Source organism: Microbispora sp. NPDC046933 (assembly GCF_040644635.1).
GTDB lineage: Bacteria > Actinomycetota > Actinomycetes > Streptosporangiales > Streptosporangiaceae > Microbispora.
Genome location: NZ_JBEYWW010000004.1, coordinates 111,628 through 132,505 on the forward strand (window position 1 = coordinate 111,628; position 20,878 = coordinate 132,505).

At 74.6% G+C, this 20,878-nt stretch carries 13 protein-coding genes; 4 read left to right on the top strand and 9 right to left on the bottom strand.

All coding sequences use genetic code 11. From position 1 onward, the window contains the following. Positions 1 to 28 precede the first annotated feature (28 nt). Entirely contained in the window at positions 29 to 1,102 is a 1,074-nt protein-coding gene (locus ABZ857_RS06890) for a hypothetical protein (protein WP_357038711.1), read from the top strand. Positions 1,103 to 1,238: 136 nt separating this feature from the next. Next, complete coding sequence (gene rpsT / locus ABZ857_RS06895; protein ID WP_357038714.1) at positions 1,239 to 1,511, top strand: 30S ribosomal protein S20; 273 nt, start codon at positions 1,239 to 1,241, stop codon at positions 1,509 to 1,511. Between the two features lie 69 nt (positions 1,512 to 1,580). Here the strand turns inward: rpsT and ABZ857_RS06900 are convergent, their stop codons facing one another. Next, positions 1,581 to 2,789, bottom strand: coding sequence for an MFS transporter (locus ABZ857_RS06900; RefSeq protein ID WP_357038717.1), 1,209 nt, complete (start codon positions 2,787 to 2,789; stop codon positions 1,581 to 1,583). Positions 2,790 to 2,856: 67 nt separating this feature from the next. Here ABZ857_RS06900 and ABZ857_RS06905 point away from each other — a divergent pair, with 67 nt between their 5' ends. Next, positions 2,857 to 3,354 (top strand): MarR family transcriptional regulator, encoded by a 498-nt coding sequence (locus tag ABZ857_RS06905; RefSeq protein WP_357038719.1) that lies wholly within the window; start codon positions 2,857 to 2,859, stop codon positions 3,352 to 3,354. 129 nt (positions 3,355 to 3,483) lie between these two features. On the opposite strand, the gene holA is transcribed toward ABZ857_RS06905, so the two are convergent. From holA to ABZ857_RS06940, 7 genes are all read right to left on the bottom strand, one after another. Next, positions 3,484 to 4,449, bottom strand: a complete 966-nt coding sequence (gene holA / locus ABZ857_RS06910) for a DNA polymerase III subunit delta (RefSeq protein ID WP_357038722.1) — start codon at positions 4,447 to 4,449, stop codon at positions 3,484 to 3,486. 113 nt (positions 4,450 to 4,562) lie between these two features. After that, positions 4,563 to 6,989 (bottom strand): ComEC/Rec2 family competence protein, encoded by a 2,427-nt coding sequence (locus ABZ857_RS06915; RefSeq protein WP_357038725.1) that lies wholly within the window; start codon positions 6,987 to 6,989, stop codon positions 4,563 to 4,565. Between the two features lie 233 nt (positions 6,990 to 7,222). Then, on the bottom strand, positions 7,223 to 8,293 hold the full coding sequence (locus tag ABZ857_RS06920; protein WP_357038728.1) for a ComEA family DNA-binding protein: 1,071 nt from the start codon (positions 8,291 to 8,293) through the stop codon (positions 7,223 to 7,225). 215 nt (positions 8,294 to 8,508) lie between these two features. Beyond that, positions 8,509 to 9,363: a DegV family protein gene (locus ABZ857_RS06925; RefSeq protein WP_357038731.1), complete on the bottom strand. Its 855-nt coding sequence runs from the start codon at positions 9,361 to 9,363 to the stop codon at positions 8,509 to 8,511. Between the two features lie 62 nt (positions 9,364 to 9,425). Beyond that, positions 9,426 to 10,634 (bottom strand): imidazolonepropionase, encoded by a 1,209-nt coding sequence (hutI, locus tag ABZ857_RS06930; RefSeq protein ID WP_357018791.1) that lies wholly within the window; start codon positions 10,632 to 10,634, stop codon positions 9,426 to 9,428. A 452-nt stretch (positions 10,635 to 11,086) separates the two neighbouring features. After that, positions 11,087 to 12,490 carry a GTPase HflX gene (gene hflX, locus ABZ857_RS06935; RefSeq protein WP_357038734.1) on the bottom strand — a complete coding sequence of 468 codons (1,404 nt, stop codon included), beginning with the start codon at positions 12,488 to 12,490 and terminating at the stop codon, positions 11,087 to 11,089. Between the two features lie 105 nt (positions 12,491 to 12,595). Next, positions 12,596 to 15,973: a BTAD domain-containing putative transcriptional regulator gene (locus tag ABZ857_RS06940; protein ID WP_357038738.1), complete on the bottom strand. Its 3,378-nt coding sequence runs from the start codon at positions 15,971 to 15,973 to the stop codon at positions 12,596 to 12,598. Between the two features lie 171 nt (positions 15,974 to 16,144). On the opposite strand from ABZ857_RS06940, the gene ABZ857_RS06945 reads away from it, so the two are divergent. Next, a complete protein-coding gene (locus ABZ857_RS06945; RefSeq protein WP_357038741.1) occupies positions 16,145 to 17,509 on the top strand; it encodes an FAD-binding oxidoreductase in 1,365 nt (454 codons plus the stop codon). A 7-nt stretch (positions 17,510 to 17,516) separates the two neighbouring features. Here ABZ857_RS06945 and ABZ857_RS06950 read toward each other — a convergent pair whose 3' ends face one another. Continuing rightward, positions 17,517 to 20,822, bottom strand: coding sequence for a BTAD domain-containing putative transcriptional regulator (locus ABZ857_RS06950; protein WP_357038744.1), 3,306 nt, complete (start codon positions 20,820 to 20,822; stop codon positions 17,517 to 17,519). Between the last annotated feature and the right edge of the window lie 56 nt (positions 20,823 to 20,878).

Sequence of the window (20,878 nt, forward strand, 5' to 3'; positions counted from 1 at the left end):
CAGCCACCCTCCATGGTGGCATGTCCGGGTGCTTGCCTTGACCACCAGACGTGTTCTGCGATTAACCGCCGTCGTCGTGGCCGTGCCGCTCGCGCTCGGCCTGGCCGGCGCCGCCGCGCTTCGCCTGCAGTTCGCCGGAACGCCGGCCGGCTGGGCCGGGACGACCGGCCACGACGCCCTGTGGATGGGCCACGCGTGGGTGGACGGCCGCCGCACCGAGGCCGACGTGCGGGCCCTCGCCGTACGGCTGCGCGCGAGCGGGATCAGGGACGTGTACGTCCACAGCGGGCCGTTCAAGTACGACGGAACCCTGCCACCCGACCGCTACGCCAACGCCGGAAATTTCCTGAAATGGTGGCGGAAGAACGTGCCCGGCGTCCGGGTGTCGGCCTGGCTCGGCCAGACCGTCAACGACAACGGCAAGCCCCACCTGAGCCTGGCCGACCCGGCGACGCGGGCCCGCGTCGTGGCGGGCGCCCGCGACCTGGCCACCCTGGGGTTCGACGGGATCCACTACGACTTCGAGCCGGTCTCCGACGGGGACGGGCCGTTCCTCGGCGTGCTGCGGGAGACGCGGGCGGCCATCGGCGCCCGGCTGTTGTCGGTCGCCACGCAGCAGATCGAGCCGCTGACCGGCCTGCGCGCCCCCACCGCCCTGGCGATCGGCCACGACAAGTACTGGACGCCGGACTACTTCCGCCAGGTCGCCGATCTCACCGACCAGGTCGCGATCATGACGTACGACTCGTGGACGCCCTTGCAGTCGCTGTACGGCGGCTACGTCGCGCGGCAGGCCGCCCTCGGCCTGGACCTCGTGCCCGAGGACAAGACCCTCCTCATCGGGGCTCCGGCGTACCACGACCACGGCGTGGCGTACGGCGACTGGGCCGAGAGCGTCGAGGCCGCGGCCGAGGGCGCGCGGCTCGCGCTCAGCGAGCACGGCCCCCGCGCCGAGTTCGGCCTCGCCCTGTACGTCGACTTCGCGGCCACGGAGCAGGACTGGGCGGAGTACGAGAGGGTCTGGGTGCGCGGCGGCGCCGGAGGGGCCGTCGAGTCGCGGGGGCGGGCCGATGTGCGGTCGACTGCGGCCGTGCCGCGATAGCATGAGCGGGGCGGCCCGTCGTCGTGAATTTGAGCGGCGACCCGGGCTGTTGGTATCCTGTCCAACTGCGTGTGGCGCGCCCTCTCACCAGCCCGCGCGCCCCATCCGACCGAGACTTAACACTGAGGCTTTCTTCGTGGCGAACATCAAGTCCCAGATCAAGCGCAACCGGCAGAACGAGAAGCGCCGGCTGCGCAACAAGGCCGTCAAGTCGTCCCTGAAGACCGCGGTCCGCAAGTTCCGCGAGGCCGCCGACCAGGGCAACGTCGACGACGCCCTCGTCGCGCTCAAGGCCGCGTCCCGGCAGCTCGACAAGGCCGTCAGCAAGGGCGTCATTCACAAGAACCAGGCCGCCAACCGGAAGTCGGCGATCGCCAAGCGCGCCGCCACCCTGCAGGCCGCCAAGTAGCTCACACCGAGCGCACGCCGCATCTCCCCTCGGGGGGATGCGGCGTTTTCGCGTGCCCGGCGCCGGACGTCAGGCCGGCACGGGCGGCTGGGCCGCCTCCTCCGTCGTACGCCGCCTGACCTCGGGCAGCGCGAGCACGGCCAGGTTGACCGCGGCCACCAGCACCGCCGCCGTGATCAGCGGAAGCGCGGCCCCGGCCCAGGCGGCGAGCGGGGCGGCCGCGGCGAGCCCGAGGGGCCGGGCCGCGTAGGAGATGAGCGCGTCGAACGAGTCCACCCGGCCGAGGGCCTGGGGCTCCACACGCTGCTGCACGACCGTCTCCCACAGCGGCGCCAGCATCCCCACGCCCAGCATGGCGACGACGTACGCGGCGGTGACGACCACGGCCGGTGCGGGGAGCGCCGCGGGGAACGCGAAGGCGACGAGCGGGCACGCGTAGACCGCCGCCCCGACCGCCGCGACGGCGAGAGGCCGCCGGATCGGCAGCCTGGGGGCCACGAACACCCCGAGCATCGTCGCCGCCGTTCCCGCCTGCGCGACGACCACCCAGACGGCCTCCCCACCCAGGTCGCGTACGGCGATGACCGGGCCGAGGGTCAGCAGGACGCCCGCTCCGAGATGCCAGACGCCGTGCCCGGCCACGCTGATCAGGAACCAGCGGTGCCGCCTCGCCTCCCGCCATCCTTCCCGCAGGTCGCCCAGGAAGTGGTCGCGGCGGGTCACCGGACGGGGAGCAGTGACCAGGCCGCCCAGCGTGACCGCGGACCCGGCGAACAGGGCCCCGGTCAGCAGGAAGGACCAGCCCGGCCCGAGCCACAGCGTCAGACCTCCGGCGAGCGCGGGGCCCGCGATCTGGGCGAGGCCGCCGGCTACTCCGATGTGGGCGTTCACCCGCAGCCTGCGCTCAGCTGGGACCACACCGGTGACCAGCGGCGACACCGCCGGGACCCCGAAGGCCACCGCCGCTCCGGTGAGCGCCGCGAAGCCCGCGATGACGGCCACGCTGGGACGTCCGAGGAGGAGCAGCGACCCCAGCGCCACCTGGGCGACGCAGCGGGCCAGGTCGGCCACGAGGATCACGCGCCTTGGCGTGAAGCGATCCGCCACCACTCCGCCGATCGGGAGCAGCAGGAGCATGGGCAGCATCTCGGCGGCGAGGACGACGCCGAGATCGAGCGCGGAGCCGGTCACCCTGATGACGGCGAGGGTGAGCCCGGTGGGGACGAGGGCGGTGGCGAGCGACGCGACCGTCCGCCCGGCGATCAGACGTGCAATCATGAGCGGGAAAGGTATTTCGCCAGCGAAGCTTTCGTCAACGTATTTTTGTTCGACGTATGGTTCTCCTGTGGACGACTCGGTGGACCGGCACATCGCGCGGTGGCGCGGGAGGGCGCCCTTCGACGAACGCGTGGAGGCGATCGTCACGCGCATGCAGTTCCTGGTGAAGCACCTGGCCCAGGCGAAGGACACGGCGCTCGCCGCGGTTGGCCTGCAGGACTTCGAGTACGAGACCCTGCATTGGCTCGGCGCCCGGGGAGAAGGCGGCCGGGCCACTCCGTCGGAGCTCGCCGCCGAGCTGAAGGTCTCTCCCGCCGGTATGACGGGCCGCCTGGACACCCTGGAGAAGGCGGGGCTCGTCCGGCGCGTCCGCAGTGCGGAAGACCGCCGCCGGGTGGATGTGGAGCTGACGAGCGAGGGCCGCGCGCTCTGGCTCAAGGCGATGGACCTGCGGGGCGAGGTCGAGGACGCGATGGTGGGCGTGCTGGGGCCGGACGACCAGGACGTCCTCGCGGCGCTGCTCAAGCGGATGCTGCTGCGCATGGAGAACCCGGGCACCACCTGAGCCGATCGACGGGAGCGGCTCGGCAGGCGGCACCGTGCGGCGCGACGACGGCCGCACCCGGACCGGCCCGGCGGGAACGGCCGGTCGGCGGGAAGACCAGGCCGATGGAACCGATGTGGCCAGAGCGGCTCAGCGGGTGCCGCGACTGGCCACGATCGTGTGGACGGCCTTCTCCAGCGCGTACGCCGGGTCGGTGCCGCCGCCCTTGACCTGCTCGTCGGCGGCGGCCACGGCCTGCAGGGCGGCGGAGATCCCCTCCGGCCCCCAGCCGGCCAGCTGGCGCTTCACCCGGTCGATCTTCCAGGGCGGCATGCCCACGTGGCTCGCGAGCTGGCCGCCGCGCAGGTTGCGGGGCGCGCCGCCCACCTTGGCGAGCGAGCGCAGGCCTCCCGCCAGCGCGCTGACGATCAGCACCGGCGCCACGCCCGTGGCGAGCGCCCACCGGACCTGTTCCAGCGCCTCCCCCAGGCGGCCCTCGATCGCCAGGTCGGCGATGGTGAAGCCGCTCACCTCTGCGCGTCCCCGGTAGTACTTCGCGACCGCCGCCTCGTCGATGTTCTTGCCCTCGGTGTCGAAGGCGAGCTGGTTGCACGCGGCCGCCAGTTCGCGCAGGTCGCTGCCCACGGCGTCGAGCAGCGCCTGGGCGGCGGCGGGCGAGATCGAGCGGCCCTCTCTGCGGACCTCGGCCTTGATGAAGTCGAGCCGCTCTCCCGCCTTGGTCGGCTTGGCCACGGTGACGACGTCGGCGCCCGCCTTCTTCACGCCGTCCACCAGGGCCTTCCCCTTGACGCCGCCGGGATGGGCCAGCACGAGCACCGTGTCGTCGGCCGGATGAGCGGTGTATTTCACGATCTCCGCGATGACGTCCTTCGAGAGGTCCTGAGCCCCGCGGATCACGATGACCGACCGGTCACCGAACAAGGAGGGGGAAGCGAGGCCGGTCAGCTCCCCCGGCTCCACCTTGCTCCCCTGCAGGTCGTTCAGCTCCGCCCCCGGGTCCTCGGCGCGTACCGCCGCCACGATGGAGCCGACGGCGCGATCGGCCAGGAACTCCTCGTCGCCGACGACCAGGGTCACGGGTGCTGGATTCGCCATGTGACGCAGCATGCCACGCCCGCGCGGCCACGGCACATCCGCCGCCCTCCCATGCATGCGACGGAGGCCGGCCAACGCCGTGGGAGCCGCGCAGGCGCCTCACGCGTCGTTCGTCACTTGCCTCGCACGACCACGGCCAGGCGCCCGTGGGCGGCGACGACGGCGATGTCCCCCGACAGGTCCGTACGGTAGGGCCGCATGCCGAGCCAGCGCAGGCGCCGCAGCGTCAGCGGGGCGGGATGCCCGTAGTCGTTCACCGCGCCGACGCTGATCAGGGCGGCCCGCGCGCCGGTGGCGGCGAGAAAGGCCGGTGCCTGCCGGGACGACCCGTGGTGAGGCACTTTCAGCACGTCGACCCGTGGCAGGCCGTGGCGCAACAGGGCTTCCTGCGCCTCCGTCTCCAGGTCTCCGGCGAGCAGGGCCGCCCCCAGAAGCGGCCCCGACGCCGGTTGCGTTCCGGGCCCTCCCGGCGCTGCGGGCGCGCCGTGTGCCGGAGCCGGGCCGTGTGGTGCCGCGGGCTGCTCGGACCAGCGGACCAGCAGCACGACGCTGGCGTTGTTGGCCGTCGTCCCCTCGCCCTGCCCTCGCGGCGCGACGCCGGCCTCGGGGGCGAGCACGGTGATCTCGCTGGGCCCGAACCGCCAGCGCATCCCGGGGACGGCCTGCCATTCCGGAATCCTGGCCGTCCTGAGTTGCGCGGAGACGCGGCCGGCCTCACCCTCCGGCACGCGGCCCGGGCTCACGACCACCGCCCCCACCGCACGGCGGCGCAGCACCCCCGGCAGCCCGCCGACGTGATCGAGGTGGGGGTGGGTGAGGACGACGAGCGGCACCTTCCGCACCCCGAGAGCACGCAGGCATCGATCGGCGGCACCCGGCTGCGGCCCGGCGTCGACCACCACGGCCCGGCCTGGACCGGCCGCCAGCACCAGGGCGTCCCCCTGGCCGACGTCGCAGACGACCAGCAGCCACCCCGGCGGCGGCCACGGCGACACCACCGGCATCGCCACGAGAGCGGCGAGCAAGGCTCCCGCCGTGAGCGCCGCCACCAGACGCCTGCGCGCACGGCCCCGCAGGACGAGCCATCCGGTGACGCCCGCCGCCGCGAGCGCGGCGACGCCCGCCGCTCCTCCGAGCCACTCGGCCGAGGCGAACGGAAGGTCCGCCGCCCGCTGCGCCACCGCGATGATCCAGCCCACGGCCCACCCGGCGGGGCGCACCAGCAACCGGGCCAGGTCGATGCTCACCGGGGCGATCACGGCGGCCCCGAACCCCAGCACCGTCGCGGGCGCCACCGCGGGCTCCGCGAGCAGGTTGGCCGGGATCGCGGCCAGGTCGAGGCGCCCGGACATCAGCACCAGCAGCGGCGTGACGGCCGCCTGGGCCGCGGTGGTCACGGCCAGGGCCTCGGCGAGCAGGCGGGGCACCCGGCGCGCCGTCAGACGGTCACGCCACCGGGGTGCGAGGACCAGGATGCCGCCGGTCGCGAACACCGACAGGGCGAAGCCCCACTGCCGGGCCAGCCCGGGATCGAACACGACCAGCCCGAGCACGGTCGCCGACAGGGCGGCGACGCCGTCCCGGGTGCGACCCGTGCCGAGGGCCACGGCGGCGACCGTTCCCATGACGAGGGCTCGCAGCACGCTCGGCGACGGTCTCGCCACGACCGAGAACGCGATCATCGCGACGACCGCGACGGCGGCCCGCAGGGCCAGGGGCAGGCCGGCGAAGCGCCCGAGCACCAGCACGGCGCCCGCCACGATCGCGAGGTTGGTGCCGGACACGGCCGTGAGGTGGCCGAGCCCCGCCGTCGCCAGGTCGAGCCGCACCTCCTCGTCCAGGCGTGACACGTCGCCGACGACCAGGCCGGGCAACAGCCCGCGCTGGTCGTCCGGCAGCACGTCGCTCGCCTCGCGCAGGCCCGCGCGCAGCGCTCCGGCCGCACGCTGCACGGCCGAGGGCGCGCCGATCGGCTCCGGCGGGCCCCGGACGAGCACCACGGCCGCGACCGGTTCACCCGGCTCGGCCGGGCTCAACCGCCCGCGGACCCTGACCCGCTGGCTCGGCAACAGCGGACGCCACCCGTCGGCGGGACCGAGCAGCACGACGGGCACGTCCACGGCGTACCGCTCCTGAGCGGCCGACACGAGCAGCATCCGGGCCCGGACGACCGCCGTCTCCCGCCGGGCGACCCCGCCCTGGTGCGGCCGGATGCGCGGGTCGTCGGTGATCTCGGCCTCGCCGGTCACCGTGACGCCCCGGCGGGCGAGGTCCGGCACCGGCCCGGTCGTCACCCCGTGGACGGTGAACGCCGTCACCGTGGCGGTCACGGCCACGGACGCGAGCACCGCCAGCGCGACCCTGGCGGCCGCCGGTGCTCCCGTGGGGTCCGCCGCGCTGTTCCTGCGCCGCGCCGCCGCCCACGTGACGGCGCCCGCGACAGCGGCGGCGAGCGCCACGGCGGCTCCGGCGACGGCGGGGCAGCCGAGCAGCACGAGCGCCGTGAGCCACGCGGCCACCGCCGGAGCGGCCAGAGCCACCGGACCGGAGCCCGTCCTGCCGCGCTCCGGCCCGTCATGCCCCGACCCGTCGCGGGGGAGCCGGTCGTGGCCTTGCCCGTCATGCCCCGACCCGTCATGCCGTGACCGGCCGTGGGGCAGCCGGTCGCGGCCCCACCCGTCATGCCCCGGCCGGTCGTGGCCCGTCTCGCCTGAACCTCCGGCACCGGCCCTGATCCCCGTCCCCGCCCGGGTCCCGAGGGCATCACCGGCGGTCACACGGAGACCTTGTCGCGCATCTCGGCGAACTTCCTGTCTCCGATGCCAGGGACGTCCTTCAACTGGTCGACGCTCCGGAAACCTCCGTGGGCGTCCCGGTAGTCGACGATCCGCTGCGCGATCACGCCACCGATCCCCGGCAGCGCGTCGAGTTGCTCGGCGGTGGCGGTGTTGAGGTTCACCACCCCGGCACCCGGCACCATGCTCGGATCAGGGCCCGAAACGGGGCCCGCACCGGCTGTCGCCGGGCCTCCGGCGACGATCTGCTCACCGTCCACCAGACGCCGGGCCAGGTTGATCCCGCCTGGGTTCGCGCCCTTCCGGAGACCTCCCGCGGCCTCGATCGCGTCGGCGACCCGCGAGCCGGACGCGAGGACGAACACGCCGGGCTTGCGCACCTTGCCCGTCACGTAAACCACGACTCGTGCCGATACGCCGGGTGTGGCGGCCGTGGTGCCACCGGAACCCGCGAGGTAGGCCGTCGCGCCCGCCCCGGCGCCGGCTCCGGGGTCCGACGTCGAGCGCGAGGCCGCGCCTGATGCCGCTCCCGGGCCGGCGGGGTCGGCGGCAGGGCGGAGCTCGCGAACCGCGGCGGCCGGGAGCGGCGGGGCGATCGGCTCGGCCACCGGCCTCGACCGCCAGGCCAGGACCCCGGTGACGATCGCGGCGAGCAGCCCGGCGGCCACCAGCACCCGCAGCCCGGGCATGCCCGGGTCGAGCCGTGGCAGGGCACGGCCGAGAGCCGCCCGTCCGAGCGTCCGCAGGTCCCGCGCGGACGTCCCCGGCCCGTCCACGCCTCCTTCCCACCGATCCGTGACCTCCTCGGGCAGGTCGGAGGTCTCCTCCCGGTAAAGGCCGTCCTCGGCCTCCATCGGAGGATCCGGCACGCGGGTCTCCGTACGGACGATGTGGGGAGCGCCGAACGAGGGCGGCGGTCCGGGCGGGGACGGCGTCGACCGCAGGCGGCCGGACGGAGGAACCGGATCGAGCGGACGCAACAGCCCGCGCAGGCGGGACTCGCCGACGACGACGCCGCCTACGGCCCCGCGAGACTCCTTGCTTCGCACGCCAAGGACGGTAGGCAGATCTCAGGACCCGCCCGGCGCCGAACGCGATTCTGTGGACAACCGCGAACGGGCGTGGCGGCCTGCCCACGACCTGGCGCGGCACGCGCGGCGCGGGTGGGCGAGGGCGCGGCGGTGCGGGTGGGCGGCACGGCACGCGCGGCGGGGGGCGAGGCGCGCGGCGGTGCGGGTGGAATCTGCTGATCTGCCTGGAAGGCTCAGTCCGCCGCGGCGGGGGCCACCGTGACGCCGAGCATGCCGGGGCCGACGTGGGCGCCGAGGACGGGACCGATCTCGGCCACCCACATCCGTACGAGCCTGGGCAGCCGTGCCGTCAGGCCCTTGGTGAGCGCCTCGGCCCGCTCGGCCGCCATCAGGTGCTGCACGGCCACGTCGACCGGCCGGTCCCCGGCCACATCGACGGCCAGGTCCTCCAGGCGGGCCAGGGCACGGCTCGCGGTGCGGACCTTCTCCAGGACGCCGATCTCGCCGTCGGCCATGCGCAGCAGCGGTTTGATCGACAGCGCCGACCCCAGGAGGTTGGTCACCCGGCCGATGCGGCCGCCGTGCCGCAGGTAGTCGAGCGTCTCCACGTAGAAGAACGTGCTGGCGGCAGCGGCCCGCCGCCGGGCCACGCCGGCCACCTCGGCGGCCGGGGCTCCCGCCACGGCCGCCCGCGCGGCGGCCAGCACCGCGAAGCCGAGGCCCATGGCGATCGACCCGCTGTCGACGACCTCGACCGGCACAGGGGCGTCACGCGCGGCGAGACGTGCGGAATCCGCGGTGCCGGACAGCCCGCCGGACAGGTGAACGGAGACGACCGCGGCTGCGCCGTTCGCGGCGGCCCGCCGGTAGGCGTCCGCGAAGCGCTCGGGGGCCGGCCGCGAGGTGACGATCGGCGAGCGGCCTTTGAGGGCGTGCGCGAGAAGACCGGCGTCGAACGGGGTGACGTCGTCGATCTCGCGATCCCCCAGGATCACCTGCACCGGTACGACGGTGATGTTCCATCTGCCGGTCGCCTCGGCGCCGAGGTACGCCGTGGAGTCCGTGACGACAGCGACAGATGGTGACATATCGCGAGATTACCCAGCGATGATCGCCTGGCAACCTCTTCGTGAACGTTCAGGCCACGGGGTTACTGGACCGGTACGCCGCCCCGCCAGACGCGGCGCGGCTTGAGACCGAACGACCAGGCGAACGCGCCCTCGTGGTCGGCGTCCCACTGGACGATGTCGGCCAGGCGGCCGGGAGCGAGGATGCCGCGGTCGGGAGCGCCGAGGACCTGGGCGCCGCCCAGCGTGGCGGCCCGCAGGGCGTCTCCGACGCTCATCCCGAACGCCGCCACGGCGAGGCTGATGACCAGGGACATCGAGGTGATGCCGCAGTGGCCGGGGTTGTGGTCGCTGCCGAGCGCCACCGGGACGCCTTGGGCCAGCATGCGGCGCACCGGCGGAAGGTGGCCCACCTGCAGGGCCGCGCCCGGGCAGACGACGGCGGGCACGCCGTACCTCGCCATCAGGGCGACGTCCTCGTCCGAGGCGTGGTGGAGCAGGTCGGCGGAGGCGCAGCCCATCTCGGCCGCGAGCTGGACGGCGCCGCGCCGGTTGTAGGCGCCCGCGTGGATGCGCGGCAGCAGCCCGACGTTGCGGCCGGAGGCCAGCACCCAGCGGGCCTCCTCCGCGGTGAAGTGGCCGTCGTCGCAGTAGACGTCCACGCTGTCGGCCCCGGCGCCGGCGGCGTCCGCGCACCACGAGGCCACGGCCTCGACGTAGTCGCGCTGGCGGCCGAAGTATTCCGGCGGCACCACGTGGGCGGCCAGGAACGTGACGTGGACCCGCGGCATCATCGGCTCTTTCTCGAGCTCGCGCAGCAGCCGCACGTCGGCCAGCTCGCCGTCGCGGGTCAGGTGGTAGCCGGTCTTGGCCTCGACGGTCGTGGTGCCGCCGAGCAGCCACTCGCGCAGCCGCTCACGGACTCCGTTGCACAGCGTCCAGGGGTCGGTGCCGCGCGTCACGGTGACGGTCGAGCCGATGCCGCCGCCCGCCGCCGCGATGGCCGAGGAGCTGGACCCTCCCGAACGCATCGCCATCTCGGCGTACCGGTTGCCGGCGTACACGGGGTGGGTGTGCGCGTCGATGAGGCCGGGCGTGACGAGCGCTCCGCCGAGGTTCTCCACGTGGTCGACGTCGACGATGTCGTCCACGACTCCCGGGACGCTCTGCGGGAGGTCGGCGGCGCGGCCGACCCACGCGATCCGGTCGTTGTGCACCAGGATCGCGGCGTTGCTGCACACATCGTGCCCGGTCCAGAGCCGGCCGATGTTGGTGAGAAGGCGAACGGTCATCGGACCACCTGCCGGGCACACCCGGACGACGAAAGGCCCCCGCCTGCGGGCGCCTGGCCCGCCGGGTCCGCTTCGTGTCCGGACGTCATTGGGGGGTCTCCTGCCTCATCGCGCACCGATGTTGTGCGATGACCCTACCGCCGGGATCTCGAACCCGGGCGATTCAGTTCAGTTACGGTATTTCACGGGTGGGCTCGATGTACAGGGTTAGCGACAGAAACGCCCGTCGGCCTCATGCGCATCGCAGCGCATCATTCGTCTCACACGCTGCGGCGAGGTCAGGATCGACGAATCCGATCCGATGTCCGCGAACGCCTTGGATAGGGTGACCACACTGCCTGGAGTCATGTTGTTACCCACGCCATAAGGTCCCATTAGGCTTTCCTTATCGTAGCAAGGGCAACCGCTGGCGGGCCACCGACACGCCGGAGGTGACCCGCCGATGAGAGGCGTCAGACGGTCTCGACGGGCTTGGCCACCCGGTCCAGCTCCGCGTACAGGTCGGCGAAGACCCGGGCATGCAGGATCGTGCCGTCGCCGGTGTGCTCCAGCGACAGGACCTCGCCCTCGCTGTGCGCCCGTGCGATCAGGTCGCCCCTGTCGTACGGCACCAGCAGCCTGACCTCGTGGTCGAGGCGGGGAAGCTCGCGCTCGATCACGGACATCAGCTCGCCGATCCCCGTCCCGGTGCGGGCCGACACGACGACGCTGTGCCGCTCCTTCATCGTCAGCCGGGTCAGCACGACCGGGTCGGCGGCGTCGGCCTTGTTGACGACCACGATCTCCGGGATGTCCCGCGCGCCCTCGATCTCGGCCAGCACCTCGCGGACGGCCGCGATCTGCGACTCGGGGTCGGGGTGCGACCCGTCCACCACGTGGAGGATCAGGTCGGCGTCCGCCACCTCCTCCAGCGTCGAGCGGAACGCCTCGACGAGCTGGTGGGGCAGGTGCCGTACGAAGCCGACCGTGTCGGCCAGCGTGAACAGGCGGCCCTCGGGCGTGCGGGCCTTGCGCACCGTCGGGTCGAGGGTCGCGAACAGCGCGTCCTCGACCAGCACGCCCGCCCCGGTCAGCCGGTTGAGCAGCGACGACTTGCCGGCGTTGGTGTATCCGGCGATCGCCACGGCCGGCACCTCGCGGGCCTGCCGGCGGTGCCGCATGGTCTGCCGCGCGGTCGACATCTCCTTGATCTGCCGCCGCAGCTTGGCCATCCGCTCGCGGATCCGCCGCCGGTCCAGCTCGATCTTGGTCTCACCGGGGCCGCGGCCGCCGATGCCGACGCCGCCGGCGGCGCGACCGCCGACCTGGCGGGACAGGTTGCCGCCCCAGCCTCGCAGGCGCGGCAGCAGGTACTGCAGCTGCGCCAGCTCGACCTGCGCCTTGCCCTCGCGGCTCTTGGCGTGCTGCGCGAAGATGTCGAGGATCAGCGCGGTCCGGTCGATGACCTTGACCTTCACGACCTCTTCGAGCTGACGGAGCTGGCCGGGGGTCAGCTCGCCGTCGCAGATCACGGTGTCGGCGCCGCCGGCGGCCACGATGTCCCGCAGCTCGATCGCCTTGCCCGATCCGATGTAGGTGGCGGGGTCGGGCCGGTCGCGGCGCTGGATCAGGCCCTCCAGCACCTGCGATCCGGCGGTCTCGGCCAGGAGCTTCAGCTCCTGCAGCGAGTTCTCCGCGTCCAGCGCGGTGCCGCCCGCCCAGACGCCGACCAGCACGACACGCTCCAGCCGGAGCTGCCGGTACTCGACTTCGGTGATGTCTTCGAGCTCTGTCGACAGACCCACGACGCGGCGGAGCGCCTGGCGCTCTTCCAGTTCGTAATCGCCCACGGCGAGGTCTTCGGGCTCGTTTCGCATATATGTCATCTCTACTAGACAGAACAGTCGGACACCCCGATGCCTTCCCGGCCCCCGGATGCCTCCCGTCGATGGTGACACGACCCCCGGGACGTACGCACTCCCTTATGCGCCCAGCTCTTCCAGGAGTCGCGCGCTCTGCTCCGCCCAGTAGCCCAGCCCCAGGCGGAGATGGATCTCGTGGGCCCGGCGGGCGTGGTCGAGGGCCCGTTCCCGGTCGCCCCTCGCCACCGACAGCATCGCCAGCGCCTGGTGGATGGAGCCCCAGCCGGCCGTGCCGTGGCCGTGCAGGGCCAGCCGGTCCGCGTACGGCGCCAGCATGTCGTACAGGCCCGAGGGGTCGGGGACCCCGAGCTGAGCCGCCACGTACGACCAGATGACGGCGACGAACTCCCCCGACCAGTCGTCGGGGACCGTCGTCCCCCATCGGGCGATCAGGCTCCTGGCCAGCTCGCGATCGCCCACGTCGAGCGCCGCGAGCACGGCTATGGGACGCAGCGGGTCGTTCTGCGGCTGCGACGCCGCCGTGATGACCTCCTCGAGGATCTCGGCGACCCTGCCCTGTCCCCGCCGGCAGGTGTAGAGCATGGTCGGCCGCACGACGCCCAGGCCCCACATGCTGCTGTCGCCGAAGACCTCGCCGAGCTCGCCGACGAGGTCTTCGACCTCGTCCCAGCGGCCCTCCAGGGTCAGCCGCGCGGCCTCGGCGATGCGCACCATGGCCGTCAGCTCAGAGCTTCTGACCTCCTGCAGCAGATACTTGGCGCGGGCCAGATCCCGGTCCCATTCGGCCAGCTCTCCCGCCCTGAACAGGCACGACATCCGGCGCACCCGGGCCACGATCTCAGCCGCGGCGGGAAGATCGGGCACCGCGAGCATCTCATCGGCGGCCCGGCGGCGCTCGTTCTCCCGCTCCGGCACCCAGGAAGCGATCATGTAGTTGTTGAGCACCTGGAGGAGCAGGGCGGGGTCGCCTATCCTCCGGGCGATCTCCACGGCCTCCACCACCATCGCCTCGCCCTCCGCCCGGCGAGGCCCGTAGTTGAGCTCGATGCCGAGGGTGCCGAGCAGTGCCGCCCGGTGAGCGTCGTCCAGCGGGCCCGCCAGCAGGTTTTCGAGGAGGGCGACCGTGTGCTCGTCGACCACTCCGTACGACCGCCAGTTCCAGACGCTGAGAGTGCCGAACACGGTCAAGGCCTCCACCAGGGCCACCCGGTCGCCCGTGTCCTCCGCCAGTGCGATGGCCTCCTCGAGTGCCCCCTGCGCCCGCACGGCGTCCCCGACGACGCGCAGCGACCGGCCCAGTTCGATCAGCAGGCGGCACCGCCTGGCCGGGTCGCGCCTGCCGAGGGCGAGCAGCGCCTTGTCCCACAGCTCGACCGCCTCGTCGTACGCGCGCTGCGCGGTCGCCTGCCTGGCCGCCCTGGCGGCGTAGTCGACGGCCTTGCCGGCTCCCCCGACCCGCGCGGCCGTGGCGAAGTGGTGGGCGAGGACGGGCAGGCGCGCCGCCCCGTCGCCACCCGGCAGCGGCGCCGGCAGGGACTCCAGGGCCTCCGCCACGCTCAGGTGGAACCTGGCCTTCTCCAGGCGGCCGAGCCCCGCGTAGAGCGCGTCGCGCACCAGGGCGTGGGAGAAGCGGTAGTCGAAGCCGCCCGGCGCCTCGGCCAGGATGCCGACGGCGACGGCGGGTTCCAGCAGCGACATCACCTCCTCGGCGGGGGTTCCCGTGCTCGCCTCCAGCACGTCGAGGCTGACGTCGCGGCCCAGGACGGCGGCGCGGCGCAGCAGGTCCCTGGTGAGGTCGGGCAGCCGCGCGACCCTCCGCTCGATGACCTCCATGACGCCTTCCGGCACGCCCAGCGACGCGGCGTCGAGCCGGTGCTCGCTGCCGAGCAGCCGCAGCAGCTCGCCGAGGTAGAAGGGGTTGCCGCCGGTGCGCCGGTAGAGCACCTCGGCGAGCGCGGGGTCGGTCAGGTCGTGCCGCCGCAGGAACGCGGCGACCTCCTCCGCGGTGAACGGCGCGAGGGCGAGGCGCTCGGTGCCGGGCTCGCGGGTGAGGGCGGCGAGGGTGTCGCGCAGCCGCTCGGGCTCCCTGCCGGGCTCCGGCCGTACGGTGGCCAGCACCAGCACGGGCCTGCGGTGCAGCTCGGCCGCGAGGAAGGCGAGCAGCCGCAGGGAGGCGGCGTCCGCCGCGTGGAGGTCGTCCAGCACCACCAGCGTCGGCGTGCCGGACTGGGCGAGCGCGGCCAGCACGCCCTCGTACAGCTCGAAGAGCGCGGCCTCCGGATCGGCGGCGGCCCCGCCCTCGCCCGCGAGGAGCCGCGCCGCGGCACGGCCCCGCTCCCCCAGCTCGCGCAGCGCCTGCAGCCAGGGCCAGAACGGCGGGGCCGCCTCGGCCTCCATGCAGCGGCCCCACACGACCGCGACACCGCGCGCCTCGGCCTCCTCGGCGGCGAGCTGGGCCAGCCTGGTCTTGCCGATCCCCGCCTCGCCGGTCACCAGCAGCACCCCGCCGCGGCCCCGCCGTACGGCGCCGAGCCGTTCGCCGAGACGGGCGAGCTCGTGCCTGCGCGCGACGAGGGCCGCGGACGGCGACGGCGGCTCGGCGGCCGGGAGGGACGGCGTCTCCTCCGGCGCGTCCACCGGCGTGTCCACCCGCGGCGCGGCGGCCGGCCGCGCGTCGGCGGGCGCTTCCAGGGGCGCGGGCGCGTCCAGGGCCGGCGACTGCTCCAGCACGGCCTGCTCCAGTCGCCGCAGCTCCGGGCCGGGTTGCAGGCCCATCTCCTCGTCGAGCAGGGCGCGCACCCGGCGCAGCGCGCCGAGCGCGTCGGTCTGCCTGCCCGACCGGTAGAGGGCGAGGACGAGCAGGCTCCACAGCCGCTCGCGGTACGGGTACGCCTCGACCAGCCGCTCCAGGTCGGCCACGCACGAGGGCCCGTCGCCCAGGGCGAGCCTGGCCTCGAACCGGTCCTCGACCGCCACCGCCCGCAGCTCGGTCAGGCGCGCGATGACGGGCTCGGCGAACTCGTAGGCCGCGAACTCGGCGAGCGGTTCGCCCCGCCACGTCTCCAGCGCCCTGTCGATCACCCCGAGCACCGCGGCGTACTCGCGCCGGGCGAGCGCCCTGCGGCCGTCCTCCACCCAGGAGACGAAGCGTACGAGGTCGACTTGGCCGGGCGCGACGGACAGCAGGTAGCCGGGCTCGCGCGTGAGCAGCACGGCCGGGGGCGTGCGCGGCCGGCGTCCCGGCTCCAGCACCTTGCGCAGGTTCGAGACGTACGACTGCAGCGTCGCGGTGGCACTGGAGGGCGGCTCGTCCGCCCACAGCTCGTCGATCAGCCGGTCGAGGGAGACGATCCTGCCGGGTTCCAGGGCGAGGACGGCGAGCACCGCCCGCTGCTTGCGCGGACCGAGGTCGAGGACGCGGCCGTCGCCGCCGGTGACCTCGAAGGGGCCGAGCAGCCGGAAGGACAGCGAGTTCATGACCAAAAACCCCTCTGATCGCTGCGGCAAGCGTAGAGCCGGGACGACCCCCACCGGAACGGTCCACTTGGGGGCGACTTGGACGGTCTCCAAGCCACGCCCATGCCCGCTCCGATCGCCGTGCTCCACGGTGGTCCCACACGAGGAAGCCCACGATGTGGAGGGGAAGAGATGAACCAGATGAAGGCGCTCGGCGCCGATCTCCGCCGGGTGGTGCGCGGCCGGGTGCTGGTGCACGGCGACGAGGGCTTCGACGAGAGCCGGCGCCCCTGGGACCTGGCCGTCGACCAGCGGGTCGCGGCGGTCGTCGAGGCGCGGGACGCGCACGACGTCGCGGCCGTGGTCGGCTACGCGGGCCTCGCCGGGCTGCGCGTCGCCACCCAGCCGAACGGGCACGCCCCGGCCGCCTTCGACGACGCGATCCTGCTGCGCACCACGGCGATGCGCGGCCTGACCGTACGGCCGGAGGAGCGGGTGGCCCGGGTGGAGGCCGGCGTCTCCTGGGGCGAGGTGCTCACGGCGGCGGGTGAGCACGGGCTGACGCCGCTGGCGGGCAGCACGGGGGCCGTCAGCGCCACCGGCTTCACCCTGGGCGGGGGCCTGAGCTGGTTCGGGCGCAAGTACGGCTTCGCCGCCGACAGCGTACGCGCGTTCGAGGTCGTGGACGCCTCCGGCGAGCACGCGACCGTCACGGCCGGCAGCGACCCCGAGCTGTTCTGGGCGCTGCGCGGCGGCGGGGGCGACTTCGCGGTGGTCACCGCGATGGAGTTCGACCTGCACCCGGCGCCGGTGCTGTACGGCGGGCGGATCCTGTGGCCGGCCAAGCGGGCCGCGGAGGTGCTGGCCGCCTTCCGCGCCACCACGGCCGAGGCGCCCGAGGAGCTGACGGTCTGGTTCCACCTGCTGCAGTTCCCGCCGCTGCCCGAGCTGCCCGAGCCGCTGCGCGGCCTGTCGGCCGTGACGATCGACGTCACCTACCTGGGCGACCCGGACGAGGCGCGGGCCCTGCTGCACCGGTTCGACCGGATTCCCGAGCCCGTCTTCGACACGCGCGGCCGGATGCCGGTGGCGAACCTGGCGGACATCTGCGCGGAGCCCACCGACCCGACGCCCGCGCGGCTGCGCTCCGAGCTGCTCACCGGGCTCGGCGACGCCGACGCGGCGGCGATGCTGGCCGCCGCGGGGCCCGGCTCCATCGCGCCGCTCGCCTACGTGCAGATCCGCCACCTCGGCGGTGCGCTCGCCCGGGTGGACGAGAAGGGCGGAGCCTGCGGCCACATCGCGGAGCCTTACCTGCTGAGCACGCTCGGCGTGCTCGCGGCGCCCGGCATGGAGGAGGCGATCCGGGGGCGGCAGTCGGCCGTCGCGGACGCGGTGGCGGGGGTCGCGAGCGGCCGCACGCCCTACACCTTCCTCGGCCACGGGGAGCCGGCGGCGTCCGCCTTCCCCGCCGAGATCCTGACCCGCCTCCGGGAGATCAAGCGCCGCCGCGACCCGCAGGGCGTGCTCCTCGCCAACCACCCCGTCCTCGGGTGACGGCGGCTCATCCCTCCAGTTCCGCCAGGAGCCGCGTGCTCTCCCCCGCCCAGTGGTCGAGTCCCAGGCGCAGGTGGGTCTCGTGGGCCCGGCGCGCGTGGCGCAGGGCGAGGCCGCGCTCGCCCATGGCGTCCGCCAGCCCGGCCAGGACCAGGTGGGTGGAGCCCCAGCCGGCGCCGCCCATGCCGCTGACCACGAGTCGTTCCCCGTACGGCGCGAGCCTGCGGTAGAGGGCGGCGGGGTCGGGCACGCCGAGCCGGGCGGCGACGTGGCCCCACACGACGACGATGAACTCGGCGGTCCAGTCGTCGCGGATCTCGCCGCTCCAGCGCTCGGCCAGCCGCCGGGCGAGCGCGGTGTCGCCCGCGTCGAGGGCGGCCAGCGCGGCGGCCGGGCGCAGCGGCACCATGTCGGGGTCGTGCGCCCGGGACACGAGCCGGTCGGCGATCTCGTCCACCCGGCCCTGCCCACGGCGGCAGGTGTAGAGGGTGATCAGGCCGGGGTAGTCGAGGCCCCACATGCTGAACCCGGCGATCAGCGCGGTGAACTCCTCGGCGAGGCGTTCGGCCTCCGCCCAGTCGCCACGCATCGTCCGGCCGGCGGTCTCGGCGATCCGCACCATCCCGGTCATCTCGGGACGCCTGATCTCGTCGGCCAGCCGCGTGCAGCGGGCCAGGTCGCGGTCCCACTCCGCGAGCTCGCCCGCCCGCAGCAGATGCGCCATGTGGAAGACGCGGGCGACGGCCTCCGCCGGCGCGTCCAGGGGAAGGGCGAGCATCTCCTCGACCGCCCCGCGGCGTTCGTCCTCCCGCTCGGAGACCCAGGCGGCCATCACGTAGTTGTTGAGCGAGCGGGCCAGCAGGCGGGGGTCGCCGGTGCGCCGGGCCAACCGCACGCCGTCGGCCGCCAGCCGCTCCCCCTCGGCCCTGCGCGGCGAGTAGTACAGCTCCAGGCCCAGGGTGCCCAGCAGGGTGGCCCGCTCCGCGTCGCCGAGCGGCTCCTTCAGCAGGCCCTCCAGCAGGGCGACCGACTCGTCGTCCACGACGCCGTAGTGGCGCCAGTTCCACACCGACATGCCGCCGAACACGGTGACGGCCTCGATCAGCGTCGCGCGTTCGCCGATCCCGGCGGCGAGGCCGATCGCCTCCTCCAGGGCCGACCTCGCCCCGGCGACGTCGCCGACCGCGCGCAGCGCCTCGCCGCGGCGCACCAGCAGCGCGCAGCGCCGGGCGGGGTCCGCCGGACCGAGGGCGGCAAGGGCCCTGCCCCACCAGTCCACCGCCTCGTCGTACGCACAGCCGGCGGCGGCCTGCCGGGCGGCCAGGGCCGCGTACTCCACCGCCTTGGCGGCGCCGCCCGCCCGGGCGGCCGCCACGAAGTGGTGGGCGAGCACGGACGCCTCGACCCCCGCAAGCGTCTCCAGCGCCTCCCCCGCGCGCAGGTGCAGCCGCGCCGCGCGCACCCGGCCGAGACCGGCGTAGAGGGCGTCGCGGACGAGGGCGTGCGAGAACCGGTAATCGAAGCCGGGCGCCTCGACGAGCAGCCCCGTCGCCACGGCCGGTTCGAGCCGTGGCATCACCTCCTCCGCGCCCACGCCGCAGGCGGCCTCCAGCGCGTCGAGGCTCACCTCGCGGCCGAGTACGGCGGCCGCCTCCAGCAGCGCACGGGTCTCCTCCGGCAGCCGTGCGACGCGGCGGCCGATGACCTCGCGCACCCCCTCGGGCACGCCGACCGAGGCGGCGTCGAGCCGGTGCTCGCTGCCCAGCAGCCGGATCAGCTCGCCCAGATAGAAGGGGTTGCCCCCGGTGCGCTCGTGCAGCAGCGCGGCGAGCCGCGTGTCCGGCAGGTGGCGTCCGGCCAGGTAGGCGGCCACGTCCTCAGGGGTGAACGGCGGCAGCGTGAGACGCTCCGCGCCGCGTTCGCGGGCGAGCGCGGCCAGCGTGTCGCGCAGTTGCTCGGGGTCGCCGCCCGGCTCCGGACGGATCGTCGCCAGCACCAGCACCGGCGACCGGTGCAGCTCCCCGGCCGCGAACGCGAGCAGGCGCAGGGACGACGCGTCGGCCCAGTGGAGGTCGTCAAGGACGACGAGCGCCGGCCCCGCCGCCCGCAGGGCGGCGGCCACCCGCTCGTGCAGCTCGAACAGCGCGGCGCCGGGGTCGCCGCCGGGTGCCTGTCCCGGCGTGCCCCCGGACAGGGCGGCCAGCGCGTCCGCCGCCTCCGGGCCGAGGTCGCGCAGCACCCGCAGCCACGGCCAGAAGGCGGGGGCGCCGGTGTCCTCGGCGCAGCGGCCCCAGGCGACCGCCATCCCCAGGGCGGCCGCCTCGTCGGCCGCCGCCTCCGCCAGGCGGGTCTTGCCGATGCCCGCCTCCCCGGCGACCAGCAGCACGCCGCCCCGGCCGCGCCGGGCCTCGGCCAGGCGGGCGGCCACGCGTCCGAGCTGCTCGCGCCGGGCGACGAGCCCGTCGTGGACGACCGGTCCCGGCGCGGTCCCGGGTGGAACGGCCGCCACCGGCGCGGCGGCGGGGGCGAGCAGGACGATCCCGGGGCCGTCGAGGTCCGGCGACTGGCCGAAGACGGCCTGCTCGAGCCGCCGCAGCTCGGGGCCGGGTTCCAGGCCGAGTTCCCCGGCGAGCAGCGCCCTGACCCTGCGCAGCGCGGCGAGGGCGTCGGCCTGCCGTCCGGACCGGTAGAGGGCGAGCACGAGCAGGCTCCACAGCCGCTCCCGGTAGGGGTGGTCCTCCACCAGGCGTTCGAGGTCGGGCACGCACGATCCCGCGTCACCGAGCGCCAGCCGGGCCTCGAACCAGTGCTCCGTGGCCGTGGCGCGCAGCTCGGTCAGCCGCGCCACGACCGGCTGGGCGAACTCGTAAGCGGTGAACTCGGCGAGCGGCTCGCCCCGCCACGTCTCCAGCGCGGCGCGCAGCGACTCGGCCGCGGCCGCGTGCTCACCCCGGGCGAGCACGCGCCCGCCCTCCTCGGCCAGCGCGGTGAAGCGGACCAGGTCCACCTGGCCGGGCGCCACCGCCAGCAGGTAGCCGGGCTCGCGGGTGACCAGCACCTTCGGCGGCGTGCGCGGCGGCCGGTCCGGTTCGAGCGCCCGGCGGAGCTGGGAGACGTACCCCTGCAGGGTCCCGGTCGCGCTCGACGGCGCCTCGCCCGACCACAGCTCGTCGATGAGGCGGTCGAGGGAGACCACGCGGCCCGGCTCCAGCGCGAGCACGGCCAGCACGGCCCGCTGCTTGGGCGTGCCCAAATCGACGGCCCGCCCGGTGCCGTCGGTGACCTCGAGCGGGCCGAACAGCCGAAAGTCCATGGTTCCCCATCGCGAGACATGTACCGGAAATCAGATTCCTACCGTAGGGCCAGAGG